Genomic DNA, 12,157 nt, shown 5'->3' on the forward strand with positions numbered 1-12,157 from the left:
ACGGAGGGTCAGTGGTGGTGATGGTGACCGTGGTGAGGGGGAGTCTCGGCCGAGACCGTGAACTCAGCGGTCCGAACCGTGCCGTTGTGCTTGAAGTCGAGGAACAACCGGTAGTCGCCTGCCGAGGGCGCGGTCGCGTGGAAGGTGATTGCGGGTCCCGGCTCGGTCACTCCGTCGCCGGGTGCACCGTCGGGGTGCACGTGCCGGTACGCCAGGTCGCCTGAACGCAGGGCCACCAGGTGCCCGTAGGCGGCGAGGTAGGGCTCGAGATCGGTGACGGGGGCTCCGTCGCGCTCCACGCGGAACGTCAACGTCCGGCCCTCCTGCGGTGTCAGTCCGCCGTCGAGGATCACCGTGTAGCCGTCCGCCGTGACTGCGGAGGAGACGGCGGGCAGCGGCTCCGGCGTGAACTCTCCGGCTACGAACAGGTCGGCGCCCAGCGTGACTCCGCGACCGATCGAGGCCGCGGTGAAGTCGGCGAGGATCCGCCACACGCCCGCGGTGAGGTCCACGTCGGTACGCCACACGCCTGCGGCGTCGCGGACGGGGTGAACGTGCTGGAAGCCTGCGAGGTCGCGTCGGACGGCGATCAGATGCAGGTCTTTGTCGTGCTGCTCGACGTAGTCCGTGACCGGGGTGCCGTCGCCGCCGACGACGGTGAACTCGAGTGAATGTCGGCCTGCGCTCGCGATCGTGGTGCCGAGGACCAGGCGGAGTCCGGCGTCGGCGACGAGGACGCCGCCCGGAGTGGTCGAGTGTGCTGCGTGCGCATTGTGGTCGTGACCTGTGCTCATTGCCTTCTCCTTCGGTGGCGTGTCCGGGTGGACACTGAGATCAACATATACCCCAGGGGGGTATTGATCAAGCCCTCCGAACTGAAGCAGTCGGGATGCGGGCACTACTGTTGTCAGGCGAGAAGCAAGAATCCCGGTCGTCCGACGGCGGCCCGTGACGGTTTGGAGTCAATGTGAATCTCATCGGCGTTATCGGCGGCGGCACCATGGGTGCAGGCATTGCCGAGGTGTGTGCGAAGGCCGGCAGCAACGTCCTCGTGCTGGAGACCAAGCAGGAGTTCGCCGACGCGGCAGCGGCGCGCATCTCGAAGTCCATCAGCCGTGGCGTCGCCAAGGGCAAGATCTCGCAGGAGGACGCCGACGCCGCTATCGCGCGCGTCACCGTGACCCTCGACGTGAACCTGTTCGCCGACCGCGAGCTCGTGATCGAGGCCGCGCCCGAAGTCGAGGCCATCAAGCACGACATCTTCGCCAAGCTCGACGCCGTCGTGAGCGAGAATGCGATCCTCGCGACCAACACCTCGTCGATCCCGGTCATCAAGATCGCTGCTGCGACCGCTCATCCCGAGCGCGTGGTCGGTGTCCACTTCTTCAACCCGGTTCCGGTGATGCCGCTGGTCGAGATTATCTCGGCACTCACCACGGCTCCGGAGACCGCAGCGTCGGTGACCGAGTACGCGAAGAACGTCCTCGGCAAGACCACGGTCCAGGCCGGCGACCGCTCGGGCTTCATCGTGAACGCCCTGCTCATCCCGTACCTGTGCCAGGCGATCCGCATGTACGACTCGGGTTACGCCAGCGCCGAGGACATCGACGCCGCGATGAAGGGCGGCTGCGGCTACCCGATGGGTCCGCTGACCCTCTGCGACACCGTCGGACTCGACATCTGCCTGGCGGCCGCCGAATCGCTGTACGCCGAGTTCGCCGAGCCGCACTACGCGCCCCCGGCACTCCTTCGTCGCATGGTCGACGCCGGACGCCTCGGCCGCAAGACCGGCCGCGGGTTCTACGACTACAGCTAGAGGAACCCTGCGCATCAACGCCCGAGCCGTCAAGTCGGCTCGGGCGTTTGTGCTGTCAGGCCTCGGTCAGGCGTTGGCGGATGAGGTAGTGCCGCTCGAGGAACAGCCGTTCGTCGAGCTTCTTGCGACGCATCCACGTGGTGAGTTCGGCGTTGCACTTGCTGGAATTGCACGAACGGCAGCTCGGGACGACGTTGTCGAGCGTGTATCGGCCACCGCGCGAGATGGGCAGCATGCAGTCCTTCTGCAGCCCGGGCCCTGCCGCGCCGCAATATGCGCACCCGCCCCACTCGTCCTGCAGTGATGCCCACTGTTCTGCGGTGAGATCGTGATCCTTCTGCGCCATCCGCAGTTTCCGGCGGCGAGCGTATCTGGCGGCGCGGGGGCGAGGTGGCATTGTTCGACGGTAGCCGCGTCGCTCAGGACGACCGCCCGCGCGGTCACCACCGCGACGACCGTGTGGGCGAAGGCCGAGCGCAGACGGCCATCCATGGATGGCCGCCCTGCTCGGCGCCCATCACGCAGCCATCGTGACCAAGGCCCGCGACCGGCGACGTGCCGGTCGAACAGCTTCCCCAAGCGGCCGGTCGGGAGGGGGAAGACATAGACTCGACCGCCATGGAACCCGCACGCGACCTCGCAGGCAGAGTCTCGACTGCGGTGGCGGTCGGTGGATCCACAGTGATCGGCGCGTCGACCGGAGGCGTCGTCTTGATGAGGTGGAGCGCGAAGCGAACGCCGGGCGGATCGCTTGATGCCAGCAATTCGTTCGCTCTGACGGTTGAATGGTTGATGTGGACCGTGGCTCTGCTGATTCTCGCCGCGATCTGGGGAGTGACGTTCGTCCGTGCGCGTCGGCGTCGAACCCGAGTCGTTGTCTCGACCGTCGCGGTCGGTCTCGTGGCGCTCGGGTTGATCGGCTTGGCAGGTGGCTCGTAGCGTGACCGATCTGAGGGCCGTCGCGGACGTCGTCGAGGAGACCGCCGACATCGTTCGAAGTCGGTCGCACGACCTGTCGTGGCAGTCGACTTTCGACACCAGCGACGAGCTCGTCGGAATCCTCGACCAGCGGGCCGCAGCGCTGCGGTCGGGCGACGTCGCGTCCTTGGCCGACGTGAGGTTCTGGTTTCTCCCGACCGGGCCGTTGTGCGAGATCGCGGCGAGCAGCGGGTGGCTTCCCGAATACACCGAACTCGGGAATCGTCTCGACGCGCTCTAGGTTCCTCCGAGAAGCCTCCCCGGCAGCGATCTGCGGTCGGCTGCGGCAAGCCCGATGTGCGCAGCCGACCGACAGTCACGTCACTGACTCGTGAGTTGGACCTCGTACGTCACCCACTTCGTGCGGCTTGCCAAGGTGCCGTAGAGCGCCTGGGCCTGGAGGTTGTCCTCAGCCGTCACCCACTGGACCGCGGCTCGCCCCTCGGAAGCCGCCATGTCCGTGAGCCGGTTGATCAGCGCGCGCCCGACGCCCTGTCCTCGTGCCGCTGGGACAGTGAACAGATCGTCGAGGAAGATCCCGGTGGTCGCGGTGTACGGCGACGAATATCGCCGGTGATGTGCAAAACCGACGACTGTCTCGTTGGACTCCGCGACCAGTCCGTTGCACTCGTGCCGAGGGTCCATCATCCAGCCCCATGCCGTCGACACGACGGCCTCCGACTCGGGTAGTAGGTAGAACTCGCGGTATTCGCGAAACAGATCGCGCCAACGAGCCTCGTCCGAGACGAGCAGGGGTCGAATGGTGATTGTGGAAGTGTTCGCCATGAGGGCTCCTTGTGAAGATTCGGCGCGGAATCGCGCGTCAGGTGAATGAAGTGGGCGAACGACAATCGGCGGGCCGCGAAGGCGAGGTAACGGACTTGCGAATTTCGCAGTAACGTTATCTACTGGTCTCATGATTGAGAGTAACAGGTCGTCTGAAATTGCCGACCTGCTCAGGGGGCGGATCAAGACGATGAACGCTGGCGACAAGCTTCCGGGAGTGCGCACGCTGTCGTCGACGCTTCACGCCAGCGCGGGTACTGTCTCTGCTGCTTTGGCTGAGCTCGCCGCGCACGGGCTGGTGCGCTCAGAGCCGGGGAGGGGCACGTTCGTCGCCGAAGCCGGGCCGAATGTTGATCCAGACTTCGCCTGGCAGTCTCAGGCACTGGGGTCGAAGCGCGTCGACGAAGGACGCGCGTCGAAACTCGGCGGCTATGGGGGTGGCGGGAAGATCCCGCTCTCGTGGGGTTATCTCGCTTCTGAGTTGCAACCCAATGACGACATTCGCCGGATCACTGCGCGTGCCGCGAAGTCTCCGCATGCATGGACGATGACGGACTCCACCGGCCTGCCAGAGCTCCGGCGCGTGATCGCCGCAGACTTCCGCGCCGATCCCGACGATGTTCTTGTGGTGTCCGGTGGCCAGCAGGCGCTCGTCTCTGTGCTGCGGACTCTGGCGGAACCTGGGGCCACGGTGTTGACCGAGAGCCCAACCTATCCCGGGGCGATCATCGCGGCGCAGAGTGCTGGTCTGCGACTGGCGTCCGTGCCCTCGGACGGCGGCGGAGTTCGGGTTGATGCTCTCGCCGACGCGTTGGAGCGGACACGGGCGCGGGTTGTCTACCTGCAGCCGAACTTCGCGAATCCGTCAGGTGTGGTCTTGACGGCCGAGCGCAGGTTGGAAGTCGTCGAACTCGCCCGTCGACACGACGCGTTCCTCGTCGAGGACGACTGGTCACGGCACCTGTGCCTTGAGGGGGTGACGCCGGCTCCGCTGTCTGCGCTCGACCCTGACGGCCACATCGTGACGATTGTGACATTGTCGAAGCCCGTGTCGCCCGGCATGCGGGTCGGTGCGGTGATCGCCAGGGGGCCTGCCGGTCGTAGACTCCGTGCCTCGAGGACTGCTGACGACCTCTGCGTCGCGCCTCTCATGCAGGAGGCGGCGGTGAGTCTGCTGACGTCGAATGCGTGGCCGAGGCACCTCAAACGCATACGGCCTGAGCTGATCGCTCGGCGTGACGCCCTCGTGTCGTCCCTTCGCGCGGCAATGCCTGAGCTGAGGATTCCGATCGTTCCCAGGGGTGGTCTTCACCTCTGGGCGCGGTTGCCCGACGGGGTTGATTCGACTGCTGTGTGCGCCGCGGCGGACACCGCGGGGGTGCTCGTCGGCGACGGCCGGCACTTCTTCGTCGACGAGCCGCCCGCATCGTTTCTTCGATTCTCCTTCGGAGCTGCCACGCCGGCACAAATCGATGAAGGGGTGCGTCGTCTCAGCGCTGTGACTTGAGTCGTAGGCCGTCGAGAAGCAGATCCAGACCCGCGGTGAACTGGTCGCGGTCGTCGTGGCCGTCGAACTCGTCCACGATGTAGTGGATGTACGGGTGCTCCTGCGGATCGAGTGCTCGCCATTGGTCCGCGAACCGTCTGATGTATTCCTCGCCGGTCACGGTGCCGTCGAGAACTTCCTTCGGGATCTGCTGCCCGAGGTCGGTCGCGGTGCCGATGACAAAACCGAGGATCGCCGACACGGCGTGGAAGGTGTCGCGCGGATTCAGTTCCAGGCGCATCACGTGACGCCCGATCGTCTCGTAGAGCGCGAGTCCGTTCGGCTGCACTCCGGTGTCGCGCATCAGATAGCCGCCCAGCCATGGCCGATCGGCGACGGTGTCGAACAGTGCGACGCCCACACGCCGGACGTCGGCGATCGGGTCGTCGGTGTCGACGAACTCCTCGGTCGCCGCGAGCACGTCGCCGAGCACGTGGTCGGTGGCGCGGTCGAGCAGTTCGTCCTTGTTCTGGACGTACCAGTAAATGCTGGCCACGCCTCCGCCGAGGCGTGCGGCAAGCGCGCGGAACGTCAACGCCGGTTCGCCCGCCTCGTCCAAGATGGCCACGGCCTCGCCGATCACGGTCTCCATCGAGTGGGACGCGCGTCGTCGTCCGGTCGCCTTCGTCGCGGGTGTGCTGTGTGCGGCAGTCATTGATCCTCCTGCATTGCATCCTATCGAACGCTGTTCTATCGTATGGAACATCGTTCGATAACCGAACGCTGTTCGATACGAAAGGAGGGATCGCCAATGGCCACCACCACCGACTCCCCACGCACCTACACGTCGCTTCGCGCGGCATGGATTCCGTTGTTCGCCCTCTGTCTCGCGTTCTTCGTAGAGATGGTCGACAACACGCTCCTCACGATCGCCCTGCCGACCATCGGTCGAGACCTCGGAGGCGGCACCACTGCGCTGCAGTGGGTGTCCGGCGCCTACTCGTTGACGTTCGGCGGGCTTCTGCTGACCGCCGGGGCGATGGCCGACCGTCTCGGCCGACGCAGAGTCCTGCTCGTCGGGCTGGCGGCCTTCGGCGTCATCAGCATCGGTGTGGTCGCTGTGACCTCGACCGGCGAACTGATCGCTCTGCGCGCGCTGCTCGGGTTGGCCGCAGCGGCGATGGCGCCCATCACCAACTCGCTCGTCTTCCGACTGTTCGACGACCAGGCCCTCCGCATGCGAGCCATGACATTGATGATCATCGTCGGCATGAGTGGCTTCATCCTCGGACCGTTGCTCGGTGGCACCGCCCTCGCCCATGTCGGCTGGGAGTGGTTGCTCCTGGTCAACGCACCGATCGCGCTGGTCGCCTGGATCGGCGTCCGACTCGGTGTGCCCGCAGACCGACGCGAAGACCTCACATCCGATCGGTTGGATCTGCCGGGCGCCGCCTTGAGCATCCTGGCCATCGGTCTCGGCTGCTACACGCTCACCGCGGGCGTCGAACACGGATGGACCTCGCCGTGGGCGTGGGGCTGCGCAGTCGCCGCGATCGCGGCGGGCGTCGGATTCGTGCGGCACGAACGGCGCACTGCTGAGCCGATGCTCGACCTGAGCCTCTTCTCCACCGGAACGGTGCGAGGTGCAGCGATCGCCCAGGTCGGCACCTCGATCGCGATGGCGGGTGTCATGTTCGGCCTCATCCTGCACTTCCAGTACGCCTTCGGCTGGAGCCCCGTGCGTGCGGGCCTGGCGAATCTGCCGATGATCGTCACGATGATCGTCGCCACCCCGTTCTCGGAGTATCTCGCCAAGAGGTTCGGGCATCGGATCGCATGCCTGGTCGGTGCGGGCTTCCTCACGACTGCGCTCGCCGCGATGGCGTGGGGCGTGCATCACGGCTATCTCGTGATCGCGATCAGCATGGTCCTGATGACCATCGGACTCCGCACCGTGATGACGATCTGCGCGGTCGCGCTCGTCGACGCCATGCCGGAGAACCGCACCTCGATCGGCGCCGCGCTGAACGACACCGCGCAGGAAGTCGGCACGAGTGTCGGAACCGCGCTCATCGGCACCATGATCGCTGCACTGGTCACCGCCAACCTTCCTGTCGGCGGGTGGAGCACTGAACTCGTCCAGTCGTTCTTCGACGGCGAACGAGTCACCTATGCGGTGCTCGCGGTCGTGGTCGGAGTGATCGCCACCTGGGGCGCCCTGACACTCACCGATGCCACGACAGTCGACGAGCACTGACGGGCGATCGTCGATACCGCTGCGGCATGCCGTGCGGAGGTGATCTGCTGATTGTGTGAACGCCCACGGCCATCATGGGGGAACCGACCCGTTCGGTGGAGTCTCAGACGCGGCGTCGCACATGACTATGGTGGCCGTTGTCGTGAGCCTCGCAGCGATCTTGGCGTACGGCGTCGTCGCGTCGCAGGCCGGCGGAGTCCGGTGGCCGGCGCGCAGATTCTGGTTCTTCGTCATCGGCACGGCGGGTGTCGCATGGTCGACCCTCGCCGTAGCCTACGGTCCCGCGGTGATGGTCGGCCACATCGTAGGGATGATGGTGGCCCCGGCGTTCATCGTGCTGGCCCGCCCTGTCCGGCTGGTCCTGCGCTCATGCTCACCTGACGATCGTCGTCGAGCCCGCCAAGTGGTGCTCATGCTTCGCCGACTTCACGGTCACCGGTCCGTCGGGTGGACCGTCGCAGAGTACGTCCTGTCGATGGCACTGATGCTGCTCACGCCGATCATGGCGATGATCGGCGGATCGGTCGCCGCCCACGTCGCCGTGGCGCTGTACATGGCGGTGTGCGGTGGAGCCTTCTACTCGGCGGTGCTCGGGATCGGACCAGGCGCTTCTGTCCCAGCGGAATCCGTGCGACGGAACGCCGCCTGGCTGGCGAGTGCCGGAGTGGTCGTGGTGGGCGCGGTCATCGCCGCCGGGTTCGGGTGGGGCGGCGCCTCGAATGCCGACGGCGCGCTGTTGATGTCGATCGGCGGGGGCGCGGGCCTGTTCAGGGTCGCAGCCGTCCGACGGTGTGGTGCCACATACCTGAAGTCGAGGTGGGACGATGAATCCCATGACTGCAACCCTCGTCGCCAAGGATCTCGCCGGAGGCTACGCGCACCGCATCCTGTTCGAGGGGCTTGACCTCACCGTTGCGCCGGGCGACGTGGTCGGCGTCGTCGGAAGCAACGGTGCGGGCAAGTCGACGCTATTGCGAATCCTCGCCGGGGAGTTGGCGCCGCTGGCGGGAACGGTGTCGCGTGCGCCGAGCGATGCGTTCGTCGGTTGGCTTCCACAGGAGCACGAGCGGGTGGCGGGGGAGACCGTCGGGCAGTACGTGGCGCGTCGTACAGGGTGCGCTGCCGCTGCACGGGCGATGGATACTGCGGCCGCCGTCCTCGGCGACGAGAACGCTCCCGCCGATGCAGCCGACGTGTATGCGGCCGCGCTCGATCACTGGCTCGCGACCGGTGCCGCCGATCTGGACGAACGGCTGCCCGCCGTGCTGGCCGACCTCGGCCTCGACACCGGCGACGTGGCCCCGGAGTCGGCGCTGATGACGGGCCTGTCGGGCGGGCAGGCCGCACGTGTCGGACTCGCCGCTCTGCTGTGCTCCCGGTTCGACATAGTCCTGCTCGATGAGCCGACCAACGACCTCGACCTCGATGGCCTCGAACGCCTCGAAGACGTGGTGCGCGGAATGCGGGGCGGCGTGGTCCTGGTGAGCCACGATCGCGAGTTCCTGGCGCGCAGCGTCACCCGGGTGCTTGAAATCGATCTCGCGCAGCACACGAACACCGTGTACGGCGGCGGGTACGAGAGCTATCTCGAAGAGCGCGAAGTCGCCCGCAGGCACCGGCGCGAGGAGTACGAGGAGTACGCAGACAAGAAGGCAGACCTCGTCGCGCGTGCACGAACACAGCGCGAGTGGTCGAGCCAGGGGGTCCGGAACGCGATGAAGAAGGCGCCGGACAACGACAAGAACCGGCGCAAGGCGGCGACCGAGTCGAGTGAGAAGCAGGCGCAGAAGGTCCGGCAGATGGAGAGCCGGATCGCGCGGCTCGAGGAGGTCGTCGAACCGCGTAAGGAATGGGTCCTGGAGTTCACTATCGGCGCGGCGCCGCGTTCGAGTTCGGTGGTGTCCACCCTCAACGAGGCAGTGATGCGGCAGGGCGAATTCACTCTGGGCCCGGTGTCGGTACAGGTCAACGCCGGTGAGCGCATCGGCATCACCGGGCCGAACGGAGCCGGTAAGTCGACGCTGTTGCGCCTGATTCTCGGACGCTCAGAACCGGACGAGGGCTCGGCGGCGCTCGGCGCCAACGTCGCGATCGGCGAGATCGATCAGGCTCGTGGCCTCTTCACCGGCGACGAACCCCTGGCCGCGCGGTTCGAGGGCTTCGTGCCCGACTGCACGACTGCCGATGTGCGGACTCTGCTCGCCAAGTTCGGTCTCAAAGCCGATCACGTCGACCGCGCGGTGGACGATCTGTCGCCGGGGGAACGGACGCGAGCGGCACTCGCACTGCTGCAGGCGCGAGGAACGAATGTGCTTGTCCTCGACGAGCCGACCAACCACCTCGACCTCGCCGCCATCGAACAACTCGAATCGGCCCTCGCGTCCTACGACGGTGCGCTCCTGCTCGTGACACACGACCGCCGGATGCTGGCGAACGTCAACGTCGACCGGCGCTGGCACGTCGAGAACGGACGCGTCGCCGAACTCTGACGGCTGGTCGTCTACTTCAGCGGCGGATCGACAACGACGACGCCGCAGACAGGGAACCGCGGACGATGATCACCGGCCCACCCGGCCGAGCCGGAGGTCCCGCCTTGTCTTTGACGTCCGACCATCCCGATGTGGACAGTTCGTCATAGCGGACCTCGTGGTCGGGGCCGAGGCGCAGCTTGACTGTGCTCGCCGAGACCTGGAGTTCGAGTTCGACGACCGCCGTTGTGAACGCCGCCCTGCGGACGTCCATGTGCAGGTTGCCCATCGAGCCCCTCGCCGACAGTCGCGGCGGTACCTGCCACGACCCCTTCTTTCGGACTGTGTCCCAGTCGATGTTCAGCTCGAGCGGTTGCCCACCGCCGACAAGCGGACCAGGGGCGCTGATCGCGGATCCGGCGATCGCTGAACCGTGGAACAGGGCGGACCCGTTCGGCAGGTCGGCGACGAGTGGTTTGAGCTCTCCACGCGTCCGCGCCGAATAGACGACGCTGGTGCGTTCCTCGAACTCTGCGATGTCGAGGTATCCGGTTGAGAACGCGTCGTTGAGGAGGCTGATCACTCGCTCTCGTTCGGGGTTTCCGACGCGGACGTCGTCGTCTTCGGTGCCCATGAGCCTCACCCTAGCGTGATCGTGCGCCAGGCCGACCAAACGGGCGACGGCGACGCAGGTGAGAGCCTATGCTCCATACACATGGCGAACAGTAACGTGTTCTATTCTCCGATCCCGGTTGTCGTGTGGGGGACGGGCAACGTCGGGCGGGCCGCGATTCGGGCCGTCGCCGCTCACCCCGGACTCGAACTGACCGCGGTGATCGTGTCATCGGAAGCGAAGGACGGCCGCGACGCGGGTGAGCTCGCGGGCGCCGGACGTGACCTCGCCGTCACTGCCACTCGTGACGTCGACGCCGCCCTCGCAACACTCGACGGCGCGGGTGCCGTGGTGTACGCCGCGAACGGTGAGCTTCGACCCGATGACGCCGTCGCCGACATCATCCGCGCGCTCACAGCGGGAGCCGTTGTCGTGAGCTCGTCCGTGTACGCGCTCTACGATCACCGCAACGCGCCGCCGGAAGTGCGTGACCCGGTGGCGAAGGCATGCCGAGACGGCCGGGCGTCGTTGTTCGTCAGCGGCATCGACCCCGGGTGGGGCAACGACTTGCTGCCCGCCCTCGTCAGCGGACTCGGATCGGAGATCGATCAGATCCGGTGCCAGGAGATCTTCGACTATTCGACGTACGACGCCGAGGACTCCGTCCGGTACATCGTCGGCATGGGCCAGCCGATGGACTACGACCCGCCGATGGTCATGCCGGGCGTCCCGTCGATGGTGTGGGGCGGCCAGATCCGACTCATCGCGCGAGCGCTCGGCGTCGAGATCGACGAACTCCGCGAAGTCGTCGACCGCCAGCCGCTCACCGCGACCGTCACGACAGCGCTCGGAGAGTTCGCCGACGGTACACAGGGCGCATTGCGATTCGAGGTCCAGGGCATCGTCGACGGCGAACCGCTGATCGTCGTCGAGCACGTCACACGCATCACCGCTGATGTGGCGCACGACTGGCCGATGCCGGCCGACGGCGGTGACGGCGCCCATCGGGTGATCGTCGAAGGTCGACCGAGGATCGAGATCAACGTCGAGGCCACCGACGAAGGCGGCAATCGGTCGGCAGGCGGAAACGCGACCGCCGCGAATCGTCTTGTCAACGCGATCTCGTGGCTACGCGACGCCGACCCCGATCTCTACGACGGACTCGACGTCCCCCTGGCGCCCAGCACCTACCTCCACCGACGAAAGAAGTGACCATGTTCATCGACATCCCTCAAGGCAAAGACCCGATCGGCTACGTGTGGGGCGAGATGGTCCCCGGCATCGGGCCGGCTGCGGCACGACTCGCAACCAGCGTCTACGAACACACGACGCTCGGACTGCGCGAGTTCGAGGCCGCCAGGCTGCGCATCGCCCAGATCAACGGCTGCCTGTTCTGCCAAGACTTCCGCACCGACCGCGACGGGGTGAAAGTCGAGGCGGATTTCGACACGGCGGTGCAGGCGTGGAGCACCACCGACGCGTTCGACGACCGCGCGCGACTGGCCGCCGAATACGCCGAACGGTTCGCCACCGACCACCACGGCCTCGACGACGAGTTCTGGGATCGGATGCGAGCGCAGTACACCGACACCGAGATCGTCGAACTGTCCATGTGCCTCGGCTCGTGGCTGTCGTTCGGTCGCCTCAATCGTGTTCTCGGACTCGATGAGGTGTGCGTTCTTCCGAGCCACGTCGCCGGATAGCACAAATCAGGGGATCCCTCGGGGATCGCCCCGATGTCACGGGCGGCTGC

Annotated in this window: 14 protein-coding genes; 9 read left to right on the top strand and 5 right to left on the bottom strand. The window is 66.5% G+C overall.

Going from position 1 to position 12,157, the window contains the following annotated elements:
- Positions 1–8: 8 nt before the first annotated feature.
- Complete coding sequence (locus tag WFK36_RS03265; RefSeq protein ID WP_336789621.1) at positions 9–794, bottom strand: hypothetical protein; 786 nt, start codon at positions 792–794, stop codon at positions 9–11.
- 173 nt (positions 795–967) lie between these two features.
- Between WFK36_RS03265 and WFK36_RS03270 the strand changes: the two genes are divergently transcribed.
- On the top strand, positions 968–1,816 hold the full coding sequence (locus tag WFK36_RS03270) for a 3-hydroxybutyryl-CoA dehydrogenase (RefSeq protein ID WP_336789623.1): 849 nt from the start codon (positions 968–970) through the stop codon (positions 1,814–1,816).
- Between the two features lie 55 nt (positions 1,817–1,871).
- Here the strand turns inward: WFK36_RS03270 and WFK36_RS03275 are convergent, their stop codons facing one another.
- Entirely contained in the window at positions 1,872–2,213 is a 342-nt protein-coding gene (locus WFK36_RS03275; protein ID WP_336789625.1) for an HNH endonuclease, read from the bottom strand.
- A 221-nt stretch (positions 2,214–2,434) separates the two neighbouring features.
- Between WFK36_RS03275 and WFK36_RS03280 the strand changes: the two genes are divergently transcribed.
- On the top strand, positions 2,435–2,755 hold the full coding sequence (locus WFK36_RS03280; protein WP_161897315.1) for a hypothetical protein: 321 nt from the start codon (positions 2,435–2,437) through the stop codon (positions 2,753–2,755).
- A 1-nt stretch (position 2,756) separates the two neighbouring features.
- Complete coding sequence (locus tag WFK36_RS03285) at positions 2,757–3,035, top strand: hypothetical protein (RefSeq protein ID WP_008375743.1); 279 nt, start codon at positions 2,757–2,759, stop codon at positions 3,033–3,035.
- Positions 3,036–3,115: 80 nt separating this feature from the next.
- On the opposite strand, the gene WFK36_RS03290 is transcribed toward WFK36_RS03285, so the two are convergent.
- Positions 3,116–3,580 (bottom strand): GNAT family N-acetyltransferase, encoded by a 465-nt coding sequence (locus tag WFK36_RS03290; RefSeq protein ID WP_336789631.1) that lies wholly within the window; start codon positions 3,578–3,580, stop codon positions 3,116–3,118.
- A gap of 130 nt (positions 3,581–3,710) precedes the next feature.
- Here WFK36_RS03290 and WFK36_RS03295 point away from each other — a divergent pair, with 130 nt between their 5' ends.
- Positions 3,711–5,087 (top strand): aminotransferase-like domain-containing protein, encoded by a 1,377-nt coding sequence (locus WFK36_RS03295; protein WP_336789633.1) that lies wholly within the window; start codon positions 3,711–3,713, stop codon positions 5,085–5,087.
- On the opposite strand, the gene WFK36_RS03300 is transcribed toward WFK36_RS03295, so the two are convergent.
- On the bottom strand, positions 5,071–5,781 hold the full coding sequence (locus WFK36_RS03300; protein ID WP_336789635.1) for a TetR/AcrR family transcriptional regulator: 711 nt from the start codon (positions 5,779–5,781) through the stop codon (positions 5,071–5,073). The two genes, WFK36_RS03295 and WFK36_RS03300, sit on opposite strands and share 17 nt — an antisense overlap.
- Before the next feature lie 96 nt (positions 5,782–5,877).
- Here WFK36_RS03300 and WFK36_RS03305 point away from each other — a divergent pair, with 96 nt between their 5' ends.
- The 3 genes from WFK36_RS03305 (at position 5,878) to WFK36_RS03315 (ending at position 9,812) form a co-directional block, all read left to right on the top strand.
- Positions 5,878–7,323, top strand: coding sequence for an MFS transporter (locus tag WFK36_RS03305; RefSeq protein ID WP_336789637.1), 1,446 nt, complete (start codon positions 5,878–5,880; stop codon positions 7,321–7,323).
- Between the two features lie 142 nt (positions 7,324–7,465).
- The gene (locus tag WFK36_RS03310) at positions 7,466–8,227 is read left to right on the top strand and encodes a cytochrome c oxidase assembly protein (RefSeq protein ID WP_336789639.1); all 762 of its coding nucleotides are present in this window, start codon (positions 7,466–7,468) and stop codon (positions 8,225–8,227) included.
- Positions 8,157–9,812, top strand: a complete 1,656-nt coding sequence (locus WFK36_RS03315; RefSeq protein WP_336789641.1) for an ABC-F family ATP-binding cassette domain-containing protein — start codon at positions 8,157–8,159, stop codon at positions 9,810–9,812. The genes WFK36_RS03310 and WFK36_RS03315 overlap by 71 nt, the downstream gene beginning before the upstream one ends.
- Before the next feature lie 16 nt (positions 9,813–9,828).
- Here WFK36_RS03315 and WFK36_RS03320 read toward each other — a convergent pair whose 3' ends face one another.
- Complete coding sequence (locus WFK36_RS03320; protein ID WP_336789643.1) at positions 9,829–10,425, bottom strand: DUF1707 SHOCT-like domain-containing protein; 597 nt, start codon at positions 10,423–10,425, stop codon at positions 9,829–9,831.
- A gap of 81 nt (positions 10,426–10,506) precedes the next feature.
- Between WFK36_RS03320 and WFK36_RS03325 the strand changes: the two genes are divergently transcribed.
- Complete coding sequence (locus WFK36_RS03325) at positions 10,507–11,616, top strand: NAD(P)H-dependent amine dehydrogenase family protein (RefSeq protein ID WP_336789645.1); 1,110 nt, start codon at positions 10,507–10,509, stop codon at positions 11,614–11,616.
- A gap of 2 nt (positions 11,617–11,618) precedes the next feature.
- A complete protein-coding gene (locus WFK36_RS03330) occupies positions 11,619–12,107 on the top strand; it encodes a carboxymuconolactone decarboxylase family protein (RefSeq protein ID WP_336789647.1) in 489 nt (162 codons plus the stop codon).
- The last annotated feature ends 50 nt before the right edge of the window (positions 12,108–12,157 follow it).

It is taken from the genome of Gordonia malaquae, from assembly GCF_037148075.1.
GTDB lineage: Bacteria > Actinomycetota > Actinomycetes > Mycobacteriales > Mycobacteriaceae > Gordonia > Gordonia malaquae.